This is a genomic window from Terrilactibacillus laevilacticus (assembly GCF_006517395.1).
GTDB lineage: Bacteria > Bacillota > Bacilli > Bacillales > Sporolactobacillaceae > Terrilactibacillus > Terrilactibacillus laevilacticus.
The window spans coordinates 39,962-59,836 of record NZ_VDCY01000001.1 but is presented as its reverse complement, the minus strand read 5'-3'; the positions used below and the strand labels follow the sequence as shown (position 1 = coordinate 59,836).

The 19,875-nt window shown below is 36.6% G+C and carries 14 protein-coding genes and 1 tRNA gene; 1 reads left to right on the top strand and 14 read right to left on the bottom strand.

Translation table 11 applies throughout. The features are described from left to right. Positions 1-34: 34 nt before the first annotated feature. The 12 genes from rpiA to FG390_RS00195 form a co-directional block, all read right to left on the bottom strand. Positions 35-715 (bottom strand): ribose-5-phosphate isomerase RpiA, encoded by a 681-nt coding sequence (gene rpiA, locus FG390_RS00250; protein ID WP_141189022.1) that lies wholly within the window; start codon positions 713-715, stop codon positions 35-37. Between the two features lie 498 nt (positions 716-1,213). Further along, positions 1,214-2,476, bottom strand: coding sequence for a M48 family metallopeptidase (locus FG390_RS00245; protein ID WP_246092658.1), 1,263 nt, complete (start codon positions 2,474-2,476; stop codon positions 1,214-1,216). A 401-nt stretch (positions 2,477-2,877) separates the two neighbouring features. Then, on the bottom strand, positions 2,878-3,708 hold the full coding sequence (locus FG390_RS00240; protein WP_181406307.1) for an HAD family hydrolase: 831 nt from the start codon (positions 3,706-3,708) through the stop codon (positions 2,878-2,880). Between the two features lie 57 nt (positions 3,709-3,765). Next, the gene (locus FG390_RS00235; protein WP_141189020.1) at positions 3,766-4,581 is read right to left on the bottom strand and encodes a DUF4931 family protein; all 816 of its coding nucleotides are present in this window, start codon (positions 4,579-4,581) and stop codon (positions 3,766-3,768) included. Positions 4,582-4,706: 125 nt separating this feature from the next. After that, on the bottom strand, positions 4,707-5,693 hold the full coding sequence (gene lplA / locus FG390_RS00230; RefSeq protein ID WP_141189019.1) for a lipoate--protein ligase: 987 nt from the start codon (positions 5,691-5,693) through the stop codon (positions 4,707-4,709). A gap of 344 nt (positions 5,694-6,037) precedes the next feature. Beyond that, a complete protein-coding gene (locus FG390_RS00225) occupies positions 6,038-6,988 on the bottom strand; it encodes a DUF2705 family protein (RefSeq protein WP_141189018.1) in 951 nt (316 codons plus the stop codon). A gap of 1 nt (position 6,989) precedes the next feature. After that, positions 6,990-7,907, bottom strand: coding sequence for an ABC transporter ATP-binding protein (locus FG390_RS00220; RefSeq protein ID WP_141189017.1), 918 nt, complete (start codon positions 7,905-7,907; stop codon positions 6,990-6,992). Between the two features lie 194 nt (positions 7,908-8,101). Then, a complete protein-coding gene (locus FG390_RS00215) occupies positions 8,102-10,477 on the bottom strand; it encodes a YhgE/Pip domain-containing protein (RefSeq protein WP_181406306.1) in 2,376 nt (791 codons plus the stop codon). A 544-nt stretch (positions 10,478-11,021) separates the two neighbouring features. Then, entirely contained in the window at positions 11,022-12,407 is a 1,386-nt protein-coding gene (gene hemY / locus FG390_RS00210; RefSeq protein ID WP_141189015.1) for a protoporphyrinogen oxidase, read from the bottom strand. Between the two features lie 13 nt (positions 12,408-12,420). Beyond that, positions 12,421-13,359, bottom strand: a complete 939-nt coding sequence (gene hemH / locus FG390_RS00205; protein ID WP_141189014.1) for a ferrochelatase — start codon at positions 13,357-13,359, stop codon at positions 12,421-12,423. Continuing rightward, positions 13,356-14,402, bottom strand: coding sequence for a uroporphyrinogen decarboxylase (gene hemE, locus FG390_RS00200; protein WP_373681510.1), 1,047 nt, complete (start codon positions 14,400-14,402; stop codon positions 13,356-13,358). Before hemE ends, hemH begins: the two co-directional genes overlap by 4 nt. Before the next feature lie 224 nt (positions 14,403-14,626). Further along, entirely contained in the window at positions 14,627-16,780 is a 2,154-nt protein-coding gene (locus FG390_RS00195) for a transglycosylase domain-containing protein (protein WP_141189012.1), read from the bottom strand. 198 nt (positions 16,781-16,978) lie between these two features. Here FG390_RS00195 and FG390_RS00190 point away from each other — a divergent pair. Next, positions 16,979-17,050 (top strand) — tRNA-Gln (locus FG390_RS00190). A 315-nt stretch (positions 17,051-17,365) separates the two neighbouring features. Here the strand turns inward: FG390_RS00190 and bcaP are convergent. Both bcaP and FG390_RS00180 read right to left on the bottom strand, forming a co-directional pair. Beyond that, positions 17,366-18,766 (bottom strand): branched-chain amino acid transporter BcaP, encoded by a 1,401-nt coding sequence (gene bcaP / locus FG390_RS00185; protein ID WP_141189011.1) that lies wholly within the window; start codon positions 18,764-18,766, stop codon positions 17,366-17,368. A gap of 370 nt (positions 18,767-19,136) precedes the next feature. Further along, the gene (locus FG390_RS00180) at positions 19,137-19,820 is read right to left on the bottom strand and encodes a TerC family protein (RefSeq protein WP_141189010.1); all 684 of its coding nucleotides are present in this window, start codon (positions 19,818-19,820) and stop codon (positions 19,137-19,139) included. Positions 19,821-19,875 lie beyond the last annotated feature (55 nt).

Here is a 19,875-nt window from a genome sequence, read left to right as displayed (position 1 = left end):
TCGTGATATTCGTTCTTGTTGTAGCTTTTTTCTTTTATTTTTTTAAAATTTTAACACCATTATTTTCAGCTAATAGAACTTCATCTGTCATGCCAATGAACAATCCGTTCTCCACAACTCCTGGGATTTGATTAAGACGGAAAGATAATGATTTAGCATCCTCAATCGGTCCAGTTAAGCAGTCAACAATATAATGGCCGCTATCCGTAATGAATAACGTTTCATCTATCATTCTTAATTCTGGAGCCAACCCGATTTCTTCAATTTGTCTCATCGTATGTTGATGGCCAAATGGTAATATTTCAATTGGAAGAGGGAAGGTCCCTAATTTTGAAACAAACTTGCTACTATCAGCAATCCAAATATTACGTTTTGATGCTTTAGCAACAACCTTTTCATACAATAAGGCCCCGCCTCCACCTTTGATACCAGTGAAATTCTTATCAAATTCATCAACACCATCAATTGTAAGATCCACTTGCTTGACTTCATTAAGATCAAACACAGGAATATTTAATGATTGGGCCAGTTTCGTTGTTCTACTGGAAGTCGATACCGTGGTAATATGTAAATTCTCCTCTTGAATTTTCTTTCCAAGACGTTGAACCATATAAGCAATGGTCGTTCCTGTACCTAAGCCGACAATCATACCATCTTCTATAAAATCTGCCGCTCGCTCTCCCACCATCATCTTCTCATATGCTTTGGCGTTCATTGTTGTCTCTCCTTATTAAGTCTTCACACTTTTGTTTCTTCTCTTTTTTATGGTTAGTAAGTTGGTTCCATCTAAAACAAGTCATATTCATGAAACGCTAATTTCTAACTACTTATAGTATATCCATTATTCATTAGAAAAGAGACACGACCCGCATCCATTAAAGTAAAGTGAAACTTTCAACAGCGGGATTGACTACATCCCTACCAATACGTATTCGATTCACCTTAACCTTTAAGGCGGGGTAGTTTTGTTCGTAAAGTTAGATAATACTTCGGATCAATCACATCTCTTAGTTTATCACAATAGATCGAAAAGGAGAGAAAAATTTTTGATGGAATTTAGGTTCGAACGTCCGCTTATTGAACTATTATAATTATCCATACATCCTAAATAGGTCGCTAATATAGGTTATGTTAAAAGGGAAGATTTACGACAAGTTTGAAGCTCATATGGATGCATATGAGCCTCATGAAATGAACGTTTTTACAACTAAAATTACTTAATTTTCGTCTTCATACGTTCTAAATATTCAATTCTTTCGAGCATTGTAGGATGGTCGTAAAGCATAAATTTGACCAAGGCTGGAGGATTTATTTCATCTAATCCTGATACTGCTAATTTTTGAAACGATGTGATACCTGCTTCAGGATCTTTCGTTAACTGAACAGCGTACCTATCTGCTGAGTGCTCGACATGCCTCGATATCGTATTTTCAATCGGTCCACTTACAAACGAAAGAAGAGAAAATAATAAAAGAAGGACAGGAAGTGAGGCTATATCTCCTGGATGATTGATTCCAACTTTATAACCAAAGCGACTTACAACCCACAATAGACCCTTAGCGGCTATATATAAGCCAATAAGGATAAAAATGATCGATCCGACCATCCCCCAAAAGAGATGATGCATCACATAGTGCCCCATTTCATGTGCCATGATAAATAAGACTTCTCGATGATCTAATCGGTGAACGGTTGTATCCCATAAAACAATACGTAAATTTGAACCGATACCATTAACATAAGCATTCATGGCGTTTGTTTTTTTAGACATATCCACTTCATAGACATTGTGGGCTGGTATACCTGCTCGATCAGCTAGCTGAAGTATTTCACTTTTCAATCTACCGTCCTGTAGATTTCCGAAATGATTATACAACGGGTCAATCACAACAGGCTGAATAAACATTAAGAAAATAACAAAAGGTACAGATAATAGCCATACAGGGAGCCACCAACGCTTCGGATTTTTTCGGATAAACCAGTAAACGACCGTCATGGCTACAAACGCTATTAGCCAATTCACCCAAAAAGAGGTTAACTGATCTTTAAACCAGTTTGAAAAGGGTTGAACAGAGATACCAAAATGAATTGATACCATATGTGCCCCTATATCAATAGGAAGAACCATGATCCACCCGATAAGGGATAATGTTAGAAAGTAGATGAGCATTTGAACGACGTATAAACGCGAAACACTTTCCGAACGTTTTTTCAGCCACTTTGAAAGTCCAAATATCAATACAAAAAGATAAATACCCCAATCTAATGGTATAGATATAAAATAAATAAAGTTTTGTATTTGGCTATAAATTTGACTTTGTCGCAATTGATGCTTCGTCATAAATATCGAAGGATCCGCAGCTGTCCCTTTCACAGATACCGGAATGTTATGATTCGACCATAAAAAGAAATAAACAGCCATTAGACCAACATATACTAAGTAAATACCGATGAACCATCCTGCTATTTTTTTCAATGATGTTCCTCCTCTTGCACTTGCCCTTTAATCATTGATCATTCAAGCAATCAACAAACTCGTTTATTTTTTCACCCTTCTCTCTATAGTCTAGTCCACAAAAAGAAAAATTAGAACGAGCTTATTGTCTTTGAGGGCGGGTAGACAAAAACAGACCTTTTCTCTTAACGAATTAGTTTCATCTCATTCCTATTCATTTACGAGTTTGTGTCTATTTTATATTGGCATAGTGGTCACAATCATTGAAAAATGTATCCCGCCTTAACGGGTAGTAAAGACCCCCACCTCAAGATTACTGAGCATTCAAAGAAGATACGTGGGGATCAACTGCCCGTAAAGGTCCGATTGGTTCTGGCTTACCATCAGTGGGGATAATCCCCCACTGATGGAAGTTTCACTTATTAAATCTGATTAGAAAGGGTTTTGACAACGGTGAGATTTGCACTTTTATAAGGGAAATCTTTTTGAGTAATATAGACTCCCTTCATACCAAGGCGAAGAGCGGGAGCAATTTCATTGAAAAAATTATCACCAACTGAGACCACTTCTTCTGGAATGAGATGATATTTTTCTAAAATTTGTTTAAAGTTCGTCGTTGATTTAAACGGTTTTTTGGCAGACGTTAACAAATAGCTAAAGCAGGAAGTCAAACCAAGCGCGGCTAACAAACGCCTGACATCCGCTTCATCACTATTTGTCATTAAAATTAGCGTTTTAGATGCTCTTTTCAAACGCCATAATCCTTCTTTAAGACCCTCTGTAATTGGCAATGTATAATCGCCACTCACCATTGTTTCCTTCACTTGCTGATAAACTCCTCTGACAATTTCAGGTGAGAGTCCATATTGAGCAGCTACGGCTACAGGCGGAGACCACCCATCGCCTATAAAGGTAAATTGGTGAACATTATACTTTATTTTAGAACCATATATATCTAATACTTCTTCCTCTGACAACTGTATACCTGACCAATCCGTCACTTTCTTAATATCAAAAGTAAATGGATCAACCGTCAAAATATTCCTTCTTTTTTTATCCAATACGGTTCCTATTCTCATGGGATGTTTTCCATTTAAGATGTCTTGGACTTCTTGTGCATATTTTTTTTTATCTTTTTCATGAGATAATTTTTCAGACGTTAATTTGATATAGAGTTTAAAATGGTCATCACCTTCATACAATGTTCCGTCTAAATCAAAAATAATGGCTTTTGCTTCATCCAGTACTTTCACTATTAAACCCACCACTTTCTTGCCTAATTTATATCCCTAAATAATATCATTTTAAAATCATGATAGAGTTTTTCGAAAATATAATCCCTTCATTTTTTCTAGCATATGGACTTGTTGTTTTATATTTGCATCAAGATAACCATACCCAAAAGTTAATGGATCAATAATGGGTCTAGGTACGATTCGAACGATCATCTTGCCCTTTGATTCATAGAAAAACAAATTGTAACTCCTATAGCTTTCAATTAAATGATGGAGAATAAAATGGCTCACAGCTTGGCTGTAACTTGCAAGTTGATCAATGTTATTGAATGTAAGTAATGACTCAACCAAAGATAATGGATCACAGTTTTCCCACAAAACCGCTAGCTCATTCGTAGATTCTTCATTAACCGGGGAAATAACAATCAAAAACTCTATTCCCGTGATAACAGGTGTTGACCTCATGTAAAGCTTAACTTGTCCATTTTCATCAATTAAATCAACATTAATCAGGCTAAGATCCACATAATGACGATAATCTGACCCTTCATAGGTTACGAGCTGCATATGTGTATAGGCTGATCGTTGTCCAGCCTGCTGCCCATATGCGTAGGTTAATGCGACAGAATGCTGAGGAAACTTCATGATTTGGTTAATCCAAACTTTACAAGCAAAGCGATACCATTGAATGAGATCATACCGAGAACCTCCAGTTAGATCCACATTCTTTACCCTATTAGTGATAAGCCATGCGCTCTTTATATTTGTTTTTGATTTCATATGAGGAAAGTTAATACAGACCATCTCGCCATCTTGATCAATGACATGCCAAGAACTTTTATGCAATAACATATCATCAACTTCTGATTTGTGCTCAAAAAAGTTATTCATAGAATCACACTCCCTATCCTATTTCTATTAACTATATTCTTCCTAACGATAAACTTGTTAGGAAGATGTGAAATAGAGAAAAAATGTGATGAATCGACGTTGTGTTATAACTCAAACTCTAAGTATTAGAGCATTGATATGAGTTCTTCTTTTGTCACTTTTCCAAAATAATAGTTTGTATCAATTTTATTAAATACCGCTTTAATATCTTCATTTGTATATTTAAGACCTATTAACATCTCTTCAAGCTCTGATATATCTCCTACAGCAAAAAAATCACCGAATATTTTAGCTGATGAAATATACCCATTTTTCACATTGAGCCTGATATCTACCCGTCCCCCAGAAAAGCGTTTTGAATATTTAACATTGAATTCTGGTGACCTCCCGTAAACCCAATCCCAATTACGATATCGTTTATCAGCTAATTCATATATTTTTTCCCATTCTTTTTTTGATAGTTTATATTCCGATATTCCCCCTTCTTCTTCGAAAATTTTGTTTAAAAGGTGTTGCTTAAACTCCTGAATATCCATATCTTTTGACATGAGTTCACGAATATTGATGACTCGGCTTCGAACGGATTTTATTCCTTTTGATTCAAACTTTTCATTATCTGGATTAAGTGCTTTTGCGACATTATCTAGATTCACGTCAAATAATAAAGTCCCATGGCTAAATATGCGTCCTTTTGTCGCGAATTGAGCATTTCCTGATATTTTCTTACCACCAACTACCAAATCATTTCTTCCTTGAAATGAAGCATTGACACCAAATTGGTGGAGTGCTCTAACGATCGGATCTGTGAATTTGCGATAGTTGGAAAAACTATTGCCATCGTCCTTTGTTATAAAACTGAAGCTTAAATTACCTTCATCATTATAAACGGCTCCGCCTCCTGAAAGACGTCTGATGACATTGACATGATTCTCATTCACATAATTCATATTTATTTCTTCTACGGTATTTTGATTTTTTCCGACAATAACCGTAGGCTTCATTCGATAGAAGAGAAAATAGGTTTCATTGGGATCTAATTCTGTTAATGCGAATTCTTCAATTGCAAAACTCACAGCGATATCTAGATTGTCTTTATTATCAATATATTTCATTGTTCTTCACCTCTAATGGTAAAAATACTTTTCTTCTATAACATCTACATTTAACTTAGCCATTGAGATCAAATATTTGGTCACTTTGCGTTCATTGAACACCTTAGAGAAGAGTTCCGGTTAACGAAAGCCATACGTCTTTTCAAAAGACCCATTACTATCATAAAACGCTTTGATGACGAAGTCTATTTTTCTTATCTTGAGCTCGTTACATAAGCACCTAAAGTAAACTTACCGATTCCGGGGCCTATGACAGAGGTCTAGTTGCATTTCTTAAAAGTGTAAATAAAGAGTGTATGCTCGGGACTATGCCCCAAACATACACTCTTTTAACTACATTATTTTTAATTTGCGACGTCGCGTTTTTCAAATGTAAAAAATGATATACCCATGAAAATAATAAAGTAAACAAGTAAAACGGTTATTGAGAAGCCAAGTGTCATCCCTTTTATTGATGGTGAGCCCTCAATATATTGCATGAGATCCGTATTAACAAAGAAGAGATACTTCACATAGGATTTGCCAAACATGGCAAGAATACTACCGATTATTGAGCCTGCAAATTCAATAAAGATGCTTAACGCAATAGCAAGTGCGTTGTTTTTGAATAATGTGGAGAGCATAAATGCAAAGGCGGCAATCATGATCATTCCAATATAGTGAGATAATCCAAATAAGAAAAAGTGTGTAAAAATAGACGTTTGATGAACAATGCCATTTCTTTCATAAACATATTGAAAGCTTGTATCCTTAAATCCAAAAACAATGGCACCAACAATAAAGGCTAAAATACCTAAGAACACAAGAAGTAGAAGGGCATTAAACAGAACAGATAGGTATTTTGCTAGAAGGACCTTCCATCGTTGCACGGGTCGCATTAAAACTAATTTCATAGTCCCCCATGCATATTCCTGTGAAACAATACTTGCCGCAATAATGATAATAAAAAGGGTAATTAAACCGGATGAACCAATGGCACTATCCACAAAACCTAGTGCTGTATCATCAAAGAGGGGAGCAATATTATGATCTAATCGATACTGATCAACTTTCATTTGTCCCGCAATTTGATCCTTGGCAGCCTTAGGGATCCCTTTTTGATTCATTATTTTTTGGTTTTCCTTAATTTCCTGCTCAGTTGTTTGCTTCCAATTGTCTGGATGCGAATCACTTGTTTTTAGAGTAATCACAAGTGTGAGAATAACGGAAGCAACAATAAGGGCTAACATAATCCAAAGCATTTTTCGTTTATATAATTTCATATTCTCGTTTTGAATGAGTCGTAATAATTGCATCTTAGTCACGTCCCCCTTTCGTTTTAGCTAAGAAGCGATCTTCTAGTGAAACGCGGACTTTTTCGATTGTATACACCTTGACCCCTTCATTAACTAACAATCGGTGAAGATCAGGAAGATGAGCATACGATGTTTGAATTAAAAGATGACCCTCTTCACTTCGTACTATAACGTCTTGTTTGTTTAAGATATCGACTGCTTTATTTTGTGGTTCACAAGTCAAGGCTACAGTCATTGATTTCTCAATGGCGTCCTCACTTGGGTGCAGTTCCTCGGTATCCGTTATTTGTCCTTTCTGTATGATAACAATGCGATCGCAAAGAAGTTCCATTTCAGAAAGTAAATGACTGGATACAAAAACGGCGATACCCGTTTCACGGGCGAGTTTTTTTAAATACTCACGAATTTCCCTGATACCTTCAGGATCTAAACCATTGGTCGGCTCATCTAATATGAGTAATTTAGGATGATCTAATAATGCTTGAGCGATCCCAAGACGTTGTTTCATCCCTAGTGAGTATGTACGCACTTTATTTTTAATGGCCTTTTCTAAACCGACTAATTTAACGACTTCTTTAATCCGTTCTTCATTGACTGGTCCATTCATTCGTTGAAAATGCACTAAGTTATCATATCCACTTAAAAACTTGTACATTTCTGGATTTTCAATAATCCCGCCAACGTGTTTTAAAGCTTGTTCCTTATTCTTTTTCACACTAAAACCGTTAATTTCAACATCCCCAGAAGATATTTTCATTAATCCAACCATCATACGCATGGTTGTTGTTTTACCAGCACCATTTGGCCCCAGAAAACCTAGAATCTCACCTTGGTTAATATCGAAATCTAAAGATTTAACGAGTTCTTTATTTCCGATTTTCTTGGACAATTGGCGAATTTTCGCTACTGCAACGGTCATTTTTTCACCTCTAAACTAGTTTACATGTCTTTTCATCATTTTTTACGTTTGTTAACAGGTAAAAGTTTCATATTTTACCTACACATGATGAATCTTTTACCAGTATAACCCACAAACGATGAAATTTCATTTCATTGAAGAAATATAGTCACATTATGACGTTTTTGCATCTCGTAACTAACGTACCTACTTTCTCATACAAAAGGAGAATCAACGCTCTTTTCTTTATCTGACACGACATGTTGAGATTTAAGAATATAGACTAATTGGGTTAAAACGAACATGATCGCTAAAATAATGATTAAAACAAGGACGTTATTGATTAATAAATGATATTGTCCTGCAATGATATTTTTAAAACCGCTAATCGTATAGGTCATCGGTAGCCAATGGGGTAATAGTTGAAGCGGTGTCGGCAGTAGTTCGGTTGCATATGTTCCGCCACTTGTTGTCAACTGTAAAATTAAAAGCACTATCGCAATGAATCTGCCGTAATTACCTAAACCAAAGGTTAAAAATTGAATAATTGTAACGAAAGTTAAACTTGTTAGAATACTAAACCCTATAAAATATAACGTATGATCAACTGGTAAACCTAATCCGTATAAGATGATGGCATCTGCTATACACGCTTGAAAAATGCCTAACAGACCCATCATGATGAATTGACTCAATCCGAAACTTAATCCAGAATAAACCCCCGTAGGTCTTTTCATTAAGTCATAGACAACTGTTATAATTAATCCTCCAACAAATAAACCTAAAGACAAGAAATAGGGGGCAAATCCAATGCCATAGTTAGTTACTTTTGCATGAGTTCCATTCGTTAATTCAACAGGTTTTGAAAATAAGTTGGCATGTTGTTCATCTGTAGGTGTACTTGCCAATTGATCATGGGCTTTTCCTAGATGGTCAGTTAAAGATTGACTGCCGTCCGAAAGTCTTTTTGTTCCATCTGCGAGAGGTGCAGTTGATTGATTGACTTTTTCAAGACCGCTGGACAATTGCGTTATACCTTGTTTAAGTTCGTTCAAATGATGATTCATCGTCCCGCTGCCTTCGGTTAACTCATTTTGTCCATCCTTTAATTTTTGCAAACTTGAGATAAGCGTATCCCAATTTTTATTAAGTTGATCATTTCCATCAGCAATTTGATTTGCACCTTTAGAAAGTTGATTCGTTATAGTAGGCAGACGATTTAAATTTTCTTGAATCTGTTGCATACTGCTAATAATATGACGATACTCCTTCTGAGCCCCATTGTTAGATGAATCAAACTGATTTAATCCTTGTGTTAAATCAGTTAACTCATGACTTAACTGCGCTACAACTTGTTTTAGGCTATTCGCTTGATCAAGCTGTGATTGGATTTCACTCATCGCCTCTTTTATGCTCTGATCCTTAAGAGTTTCTTCTTTTAATTGTTGATACTCAGGATCTTCTTTTAAAGTAGGATCCTTTGATTCAATATACTTAAATAACGCCTGATTGCTCTCAGACGCCTTCTGACTAGAGGTTTGAAGAAAGGTTAGTATTTTTGAATCACTCTTAGTCATCTGATCTAGTAGACTAGAAACTTGAGGTAGCGTTGGTTCGAGCTGCCCTGCGGTTTCGCTGAATTGGTTTAGACCCTGTGATCCATTATTTAGTTTGAATAGAAATGGTTCAATCGAATTTTGGAGAAGGGAAGCACCTTTTGTTAATTGCTCATTAACCTCTTTAAGGTTTGATGCTTGTGTATTTAACGTCGCCATTTCAGCTGCGAGATGATTAGAACCTTCCGAAAGATCACGAATATCTTTTGCTTTAGATGATGCTTGGCTTAGTAGCTGCTCTGTTCCCTTTTTTTCTTGAAGAAGACCTTTATATAAGTTTGATCCACCTTGATTTAAAGAAGAGGAGCCTTCCTTGAGCATCAGAGTTGCTCCTTCAATTTTAGTAAGGTTTTTGGTTAGATCTGTTATAGCGTGGTACACCTTTTTATCGCCTTCAGATAAAGTTAAAGCATTGTTATGTGCATTTAGTAGCCCGTTTTTCATTTGGCCAAGTTGACCATAGAGTGATTTGATATACATTTTGGTGATGGTATTGGAGATTTTCAGTCTGATTTCTTTCATACCTGACTGCCCCATTTTGGCTGCGATATAATTAAAATCCTGATTGACGTTATAATTAATGTGTGCCTTTTCTACCCTATTTTTTTGGAATGATAACGCATTCTCTGAAAAGTCATGAGGAATCTGCACGATCATAAAATATTTATTTTTGTTAAATCCATCGGTTGCTTTCTTTTCGTCAACAAACCTCCAACCAAAATCATTATTTTTCTTTAATATATTGACTAAGTCATCACCAACATGAATAGTCTCTCCTGAAATTTTAGAACCATGATCCTGATTAACTACAGCAACTGGTAGGTTTTCCGTTCGACCGTAGGGATTCCAAAAAGCATAAAGAAACATACCAGAATACAAGATTGGTATTAAAGTCACTCCTATTATCTGGACGAGCACTTTTTTATTTTTCCAAATTGCCGTTAGTTCCCCATAAAACAGTCGAAATGGATTCATTATTGTTCTCCTTTTATTTGTATCTTGTATAATATTAATATTTAATATTTGAATTTTCTTACAAAAGTTGTTCAAAAAGTCACCAATTAATAAGCTACGAGTCTCGGTGCCCACTTGTTTTTCCGTTCCCATGTTGTGGATACAAGAGGATCTCATCCTATGCTGGCGTCTGAAGCTACCACATCATGTGTACTGCCGGTCCAAAGAAAACTGGTGCCGCCCCTAGCCTCCGACGCCCAGGACGAGTTAGTTACTGGCGTTCTGGCAGGACGCCAGCGTACTTAACCTGTAACCCTTCTAATTTGTCACCTTTTTGAACACGCACTTAAAGAAAAAAACTTATGTATTTTGTTACTTTATCACATGAAAAAACGATTGACAATAGTGGAAATTAATCCAGCTACTGTCAATCGTTAAAAAAATTTATATAGGAATCAAACGTGATTCATCACACCATGTATGAGTTTATCACGCATTAACGCCCCACCTCAAGGTAATGAATGTAAACTAGCATTCTTATGTGGGGGATGAAGAAAACCCCCACTCAATGAAGTTTCAATTGATTGAAAAGTTGTTTTGCTGCATCATTTCCTTGACGTATACAATCCGGCAATCCAACGCCATCATAGGATGCTCCAGCAAGATACACACGGGGATAGTCATGCCTTAAAGTTTCTTCTATTTTTTTTAGAAGTTGTGTATGACCAACAACGTACTGAGGCATAGATTCACGTAGTCGTGTGACAACTGAAAATTCAGGCTGACCATCAATATCAACGACATCTTTCAGATTATTAAGCGATTTTAGAATGATGGTTTCATCTGTCTCATCGAGAATCTCTTCATCACCTGCTTTTCCCACATAACACCGGAGAAGAACTTTACCTGATGGCGTTGTGTGAGGCCACTTAAGATGTGTATACGTGGCTGCTGTAATTGTGGATGGTTCTTTATTAGATGCAACAAAGCCTGTTCCTTCTTTTTGTATCGTCACTTGGGAGGCATCGAAGGCCATTGCGACCGTCCCAACACTTGTACATGGTTCAGCACTCAGTTGTTTAAGATAAGGGCAGTCTGACATGAGTTCTTGAGTCTTTTCATGTGGAATTGTAAAAATAACACCGTCAACCACCAATGCTTCACCATTTTTAAAACTCATTTTATATCGTCCATTCATCTTTTCTATTTTTGTAACACATGTGTTTTTTAACATAGGAAAACGAATGGTTTCTACCAGTCGATCGACAAGACTACTTAAGCCCTTCTTCAATGTCGCAAACTGACTTGTTTTCTTTTTCGGTAAAGCTTGCTTTGCTCCTAAGATAAGACTTCCCGCTCTATTCTCCAATCCAATAAATTGCGGCAGCGTTGCTCGTAAACTTAGTTTATAAAGGTCTCCAGCATATATTCCTGAAAGAAGTGGATTAATTATATCATCGACCATTTCTTGTCCTAATCTTCCAGCAAAAAAATCGCCGACTGACATATCGTCAAATGGAGGATATGGTGGAATGAAAAGATCATTTAATGCCCGTGCTTTTCCATCTTCAGAAAGCAATGTTGAATCAAGGAGAGGCTTAAGTAAGCTAGGTACTCCCATAAAAGAAGACTCTGGAATCGAATGTAGCTTCCGATTTTTTAATATATAAGCTTTTCCCATATTATTAGAGACCAATTGATCCGATAAGCCTAATTCTTCTACTAGTTCCAATGCTTCTTTTTTACGTTTTAAAAATGAGTCAGGGCCTCTTTCAATCGTAAAACCCTCTCTTCTTATGGTTTCAATTTTTCCGCCAAAGCGATCTGAGGATTCAATAATCGTTACATTGAACGTTTCTTTTGTCTCTTCCATCATTTTTTGTAATCGAAAAGCTGCTGATAAACCTGTTATTCCTCCGCCTATAATAGCCACGTGTTTCCGTTCAACCAATGACACCGTCTCCCTAGTTTAACTTTCTTAATACAACATCTGCTAGTGCATCAATGAATTCTTGATGACTATTTGGCATCTCAGGACGATGATAGCTCACCCCAAGATCTTCCGTAACCACCCTACATTCATAGTCATTGTCGTACAACACTTCAAGATGTTCTGCAATAAATCCAATAGGGCAATAGATAAAGTGTTGATAGTGGTGGTCGTCATAAAGTTTTCTCGTTAAATCTTGAACATCAGGACCAATCCACGGATCTGGTGTATTCCCAGCACTTTGCCAACCAATGGCTGTATGCTTGAGATTCGCTTTTTCCGATATTAACTCCGCCGTTTCTTTTAATTGATCCGGATAAGGATCGTTATTTTTTAATATTTTTTCTGGTAAGCTATGGGCTGAGAAAATAACGACCGTCTGATCATGTTCTGCTTTAGGTATGGTACCAATTGTCTTGTTAATTTGATCGACCCAATATTGAATAAACTTCGGCTCTTTATACCAGCTTTCAATTGGATGGATGGTCAAATCCCCAAGTTTCTCGGCTTGATTACCCGCTCTTTCATTATATGATTTCACGCTAAATGAGGAATAATGAGGCGCGAGGACAAGGCTGACTGCTTCTTTTATCCCATCATCGTGCATTTTATTAACGGCATCTTCTATAAAAGGGTGAATATGTTTAAGACCTAGATAAGAAACAAACTCAACCGAATCTTGCCTATTATTTAAAGTCATCTCTAATTTATTTACTTGCTGTGTCGTTATTTTACCAAGAGGAGATACACCGCCGATCGCTTGATATCGACTCTTTAAATCATCCAGCAATTCTTGACTTGGTTTTCTTCCATGTCGAATATGGGTGTAATAAGGTTCAATGTCGTTAGGTTCATATGGCGTGCCATAAGCCATCACCAGTAAACCTATTTTTTTCTTGTTTGGGTGAGTCATTTTACAAGGTCCTTTCTTGAATATTCATGAATATAATGAGTTAGGTTTTTTAGTGTTTCTACCTTTACATCTGGGAATATTCCATGTCCTAAATTAAAAATAAAACCTGGTTTGTCCATCCCTTGATCTAGTATGGATTTCGTTCGTTTTTCGATTAAATCAAAAGGAGCAAGAAGTAACGATGGGTCCAAATTCCCTTGTAAAGCTTTATTAATATGACGATTTCGGACTTCTTCAATCGTCGTTCGCCAATCAAGGGACAGCACATCTACCGGGAGCTCATTCCATTCCTTTAACAGATGCGTTGCACCACTGGCAAAATAGATCGTTGGTACCCCTGTCTTTTTAATTTCAGAAAAAATGTAATGCATAAATGGTGCTATATATTCATGATAATCTTCTGTATTTAATGCACCAACCCAAGTATCAAATATTTGGACAACCTCTGCACCTGCTTCAATTTGTGCCATCAAATAGCTAATTGTCAGATCAGATAAACGTTCCATGAGGTTTTGCCAAAGTTGTGGCTTTGAATACATAAACCCCTTTGTTATATGGTACCCTTTGGATGGTCCACCCTCTATTAGATAACTTGCAAGCGTAAACGGAGCTCCCCCAAAACCAATGAGCGGAACATCTAATTGATCTCTAAGAATTTTTATCGTTTCTTGGATAAATGGAATATCATTCCCGGGATTAAGCAATCGGATACTCGTAACATCCTTCTCTGAGCGGATCGGATTTTCAATAACTGGTCCTATGCCTTCTACAATATTGACGTTTATTCCAATAGATTTTAATGGCGTCATAATATCGGCAAATAAAATAGCAGCATCAACTCCGAGTTGCTTTACTGGCAACTGGGTTACCTCAGCACATATCTCCGGATTATGGCTAATGTCAAAAAAAGAATAATTTTGCCTAATCGCTCGGTACTCGGGTTGATAGCGTCCAGCTTGCCTCATATACCATACAGGAACATAAGGCACCGGTTCCTTTCGGCAAGCTTTAAGTAGTACGTCATTTTTTTTCACTTTAAGCAAATCTATGTCATCCTTTCCACTTCACTATCAGACCTAAAATAATTGAGGTACTGGATCTAAGGTTTCACTTATTCAGACTAAAGCCTTTAAAAAAAGTTTTTAAAAATGAATAAACCACCTTTATGACCACCTATCCTCATCTTCCCATTCTCATCGTTCTTCTGTAAACTTAAATGCTCCCGTTTCGACAATTTGCCTTTAATTGTTCACGTTTTTGACACAATTTAAAACCCAGGAAACCAATTTACTTCAACCTTTTTGGAAGTTTCCCCCTTTTTCAAGGTTTGACTGTTATAAGGTGTGACAAAATAAGTGGCTGAGGATAATGGGTTCGCATAATTAACAACAAAACTGTTCTTCCCTTTTACTTCACCAACAAATTCTACCCTATTTTCATTTTCTTTGTAAATCCGATAGATGATCCGTTTGTCTTGAATTTTGTCCCACGAAATTTTTACAGCTGGTAAACCAAAGTGCCCAACGGTCCCTTTTGCCGTGATATTCTTTATTGGCGCTAGACGGATTGGTGGTTCCAAATCTTTGATGCCCTTAGGTTTAACAAAATGATTTCCAGTTTCACTTGGAACGTTATTGATAATATTTTTAAATAAGGTCGTCGCATCCTCACTTCCACCCGTGACATATTGCTCTTTTGTTGTTTTATCGTAACCAATCCAGACCGCTCCCGTTGATTTTGGAGTAAATCCAACAAACCATGCATCTCGCAGTCCATTGTCAACCCCTTCATACGCCGTAGAACCTGTTTTTCCGGCTAATTCCGTATTAACTGATCCTGCACTCCCAGTGCCATTCTGTACAACCGAGATAAGCATTTTTGTCATATACCAAGCCGTCTGCTTAGAAAAGACTTGCCTGGTTTTTGGTTTCATAGATCCAACTAAATTCCCCTTATGGTCGACTATTTCTTGGATAAAATAAGGTTCTACTTCTTTTCCTCCATTCGAAAACGCAGTATAGGCTGTCGCCATTTGAAACGGGGTTACACCTTCTTTTAGACCACCGAGTGCCATGGATAAACCTTTGTCTGGAATATTAAAACCTAATTTAGAAAGATATTGTTTGCTTTTTGGAATTCCAATTTCATTTAATAACCAAACAGCCGGAACGTTTTCAGAGACCGTTAACGCATCATACATCGTGATTTCACCAGGATATTTATGGTTATAGTTTTCAGGTGCATAGTTATCAAACTTTTTAAAGGTCATCTGTTTATCAACTAACATGGAGTAGGGATGAAACTTTTTAGTTTCTAGAGCAGGCCCGTATACCGCCAATGGTTTAAATGCAGATCCTGGCTGTCTTTTGACATTCACGCGGTTAAAACTTTTTTTAACGTATGAACGTCCCCCTTGAACAGCTTCCACACCGCCTGTTTTATTATCGATTAAAACAAAAGCACCATTAGGTTTTTCTTTAGTGTTTGAACCTTTAAAATATTGATTTTTCTTAAATTCTTGATAGGAAGCTGCTTGAATTTTAATGTTGATTGGGACAATAATTTTATATCCACCGCGCAAAACTTCATCTGCACTAAGATGATATTTTCTAGCTGCCTCATCTAATACCATATCCACATATGTATCATACTCAGGATCTTTATTTAACTGATGGACATCGAGACCTAAGGTTTTTCCCTTTAAATGCACTTCTTCCTCTGCCGTAATATATCCCTGATTCTCCATTAATCCCAAGACAATATTCCGCCTACTCAACGCTTGATGAGGATGCAGTATAGGCGAATAGGTTGTTGGAGCTTTTGGTATAGCTGCAAGCATAGCCCCCTCTTCAACCGTTAATTGGCTAACATCTTTGTTAAAGAAAAATTTGGATGCAGATTGAATACCATAAACGCCGTGACCAAAATAAATTTGATTCAAATACATTCCAAGAATCTGTTTCTTACTATATTTTCTCTCTAAATTTGTTGCAATGGCCGCTTCCTTAATTTTTCTAAACCATGACTTTTGATTCGTTAAAAAGACATTTTTACTAAGCTGCTGAGTAATGGTACTACCACCTTCTGCTTTGCTGCCCGTAAAAATATCACGAGTCAAAGCCCTTGCTGTTCCACGAAAATCGATGCCAGAATGTTGATAAAAACGCGAGTCCTCTGTAGCAATGAAAGCTTCCTGAACAAATTTAGGTATTTTATTAATCGATACCGTTTCTCGATTCTCTAAATATAATTTAGAAATCTCATGACCTTGCTGATCTTCTATCCTGGTTGTTGCGTCCAAAACAAGATTATCTTTATTAGTATAATGATTGCCAATTAATATTAAAATGAGGTACCCACATAACCCAAGAATGATCATTCCCAACAAAATATAGGCACCTATAAATAGTTTCTTTGTCATACGGTTCACTCCTTTCTGTCGATTGACAATTTTGAGGCAGGAGAGGATCATGACTTTCCATTCAATTAGAGTGTATATATATTTAATATTCTACAAAAGAAGCAAAAACATGTTATAGAAATGAAGAATCTTCTACACAGATAAACATCCTCTTCAATGTATACTTCTTGTCAATTTGGTTATAGTAATAACTGTCGATGGGATATAGCCAAGTGGTAAGGCAACGGGCTTTGACTCCGTAATTCGTAGGTTCGAATCCTGCTATCCCAGTTAAATATAGCAAAAGTCATAAGAATTATATACAAATAACAAATTTTTTTGATAAAGAAAACTTGCCGATTGGCCAGCCTGTAAGGCGCAGACAGAGGCCAAAGCCATCTTAAAATGCAAGTAAAAGAGGATGGATAATTAGCCTATCCTCTTTTTCTTAGCAAAAATTTATCATCTCAATGTTCATAAGTTACTATTCGTAAAAAAACCTTATTTCGAGTGATATCACTCAAAATAAGGTTTTAAATTTTATCCCCACTTAACGGGCGGTAAGACCCCCGCTTATGGAAGTTTCACTTTGCGATTTAATTAAAATTAAGCAGATTTCGCTTGATCGTTTAACGTACTGTTTTTTCTTCCATATAGGAAATAGATGACGAGTCCAATAGCAAGCCAAACAACAAAACGAATTATTGTGATTGGATTTAAAGAAATTAATAAGTAGCCACATGAAATAATAGCAAGAATCGGAATAACTGGTACAAATGGTGTTTTAAATGGTCGATGGATTTCTGGACGTTTATGTCTCAAGACCATAACACCTACTGCAACAATGATAAACGCAGATAATGTACCAATATTAGCAAGTTCCGCCACGACAGAAATTGGCGTGAAACCAGCACAAATAGCTGTAACAATACCTACAAGTAATGTTGAAGATACAGGTACCTTTCGTTGTTCACTCACTTTACCAAAGAATTTAGGAAGTAAACCGTCACGTGACATCGCAAAAAAGATTCTTGTTTGTCCGAACATCATGACGAGCAATACAGATGTAATCCCACAAATAGCACCCACTGCAATAATAGCTGAACCCCAATTGATTCCGATTTGTTGAAGAGCATAAGCAACTGGTGCAGATGTATGAGCATAAGCCGTGTATTTGACCACTCCGGTTAAGATACCAGAAACGACAATATACAGCACAGTACAAATTAAAAGTGAATAAATAATCCCTTTTGGTAAATCCTTTTGAGGATTTTTAACTTCTTCAGCGGCTGTGGAAACAGCATCAAACCCTAAATAAGCAAAGAAGATCGTTGCAGCACCTGCAGCCACACCGCTAAATCCAAATGGCATAAATGGATGCCAATTGACCGGTTTAACATGCCACACTGCTAACACAATAAATAACAGAATAACCGCTACTTTAATAACAACGATAATTCCATTTAATCGAGAAGTTTCTTTAACCCCAGTTAGTAAAAGCCATGTAATTAAGCCAATGATAATGATGGCAGGCAAATTAATGAATCCACCGTCACTAGGTGCAACGGTTAAAGACTTGGGTAAGGTTATTCCCATACTATCTAATAAACTGACTGCGTAGCCTGACCAACCAATGGCAACGGCTGATATCGCAACAGCATATTCTAAGACGAGATCCCATCCAATGATCCAAGCCCAAAATTCGCCAAGCGATGCATAACCATAAGTATAAGCACTCCCAGCTACCGGAACCAATGCGGCAAATTCTGCATAACATAAAGCAGCAAAGATACAGGCCAAACCAGAAAGAATAAAGGATAAAATTAGTGCAGGTCCTGAAAATTTAGCTGCTGCTACACCGGTAAGTACGAATATACCTGTTCCAATAACTGCACCAATACCGAGTAATGTAAGGTCAAATGCGCCTAAAGCCTTTTTTAGACCTTGCTTCCCTTCGGTTTCTGCAATCAGTGTTTTGATCGGTTTTGTCTTAAAAATACCACTCATGATCCAATCCCCCAGGTGATTAAATATTTTTAATATTATACAACATAAACAATTATACATTTTTTCAGAATCTAATTCAAGAATAAATCGACAAAAAGCATCAAATTGTACCAAACTAATAATAATTCGATTATAAGATGTTTTATCCGCCTTCAAACTGAAAGAATAAAATTGAGTTTTTTATCAACTTAGTCATTTCTGTAATGATATGACAATTAGTGTAATGTTGCTTAAAATAGAAATATCCCTTCAAACGAAATGAAGGGATATAGATGTTTTTATTAAAAAAATATATTTTATTACCCGGTTGAGGTAAATTTTTGTTTGTCATGTTCCTTATTCTTATTCTCTAAATTTAAGGAAACTCAATTTACTTACCAGCATGGTTCAATTGTCTCGTTGAATTTTTACGTAATCCAGTTAATATAACCCCAACGATGAGTAGACCAATTAAAATCCATTTAATGATCTGAAGATCCTCAAACACATTAACTAAGACAGGCTCAGTCATGATCATTTTTCCTGCTGTTAAAGCTAAAACGGCTGATCCGACATACGTAATCCAAGTATACCTATCAACCAATTTTAAGAATAACGTACTTCCCCACATGATGAGTGGAATGCTTACCAATAATCCCAACATAATAAGTAGATAGCTCCCATGCGAAGCGCCAGCCACAGCAAGAACATTATCTAAACCCATTAGCGCATCTGCAATAATGATCGTTCGAATGGCTCCCATCAAAGTGTTAGCCTCTTTTATTTCTTTATGGTCACTGTGGTCTACAAGCAATTTATAAGCGATCCAAACAAGTAAAATACCACCTATGAGATGTAGACCTGGTACTTTCAACAACCAAACGACAACAAGTGTTGCAATGGCACGTATCAAAACCGCTCCAACGGTACCGTAAATAATAGCCTTTTTTTGTTGATTTTTAGGAAGTTTTCGAGCTGCTAATGCAATGACAATCGCATTATCCCCAGCCAAGATCAAATCAATCCCAATAATTAGTAGAAGTGACGTTAAAAATGTTAAGGATAAAATGTCCAACGTTCCTCTCTCCTTTTTAATTTTAAATTAAAAAACAGCCCCTCCCACTCTTGAT

Coding starts and splice junctions, on each gene's coding strand:
- hemH (WP_141189014.1), bottom strand. CDS start 13,359: ATGACTCACCCAAACAAGAAAAAAATAGGTTTACTGGTGATGGCTTAT.
- FG390_RS00195 (WP_141189012.1), bottom strand. CDS start 16,780: ATGACAAAGAAACTATTTATAGGTGCCTATATTTTGTTGGGAATGATC.
- rpiA (WP_141189022.1), bottom strand. CDS start 715: ATGAACGCCAAAGCATATGAGAAGATGATGGTGGGAGAGCGAGCGGCA.
- lplA (WP_141189019.1), bottom strand. CDS start 5,693: ATGAAATATATTGATAATAAAGACAATCTAGATATCGCTGTGAGTTTT.
- FG390_RS00225 (WP_141189018.1), bottom strand. CDS start 6,988: ATGCAATTATTACGACTCATTCAAAACGAGAATATGAAATTATATAAA.
- bcaP (WP_141189011.1), bottom strand. CDS start 18,766: ATGAGTGGTATTTTTAAGACAAAACCGATCAAAACACTGATTGCAGAA.
- FG390_RS00220 (WP_141189017.1), bottom strand. CDS start 7,907: ATGACCGTTGCAGTAGCGAAAATTCGCCAATTGTCCAAGAAAATCGGA.
- FG390_RS00215 (WP_181406306.1), bottom strand. CDS start 10,477: ATGAATCCATTTCGACTGTTTTATGGGGAACTAACGGCAATTTGGAAA.
- FG390_RS00235 (WP_141189020.1), bottom strand. CDS start 4,581: ATGAATAACTTTTTTGAGCACAAATCAGAAGTTGATGATATGTTATTG.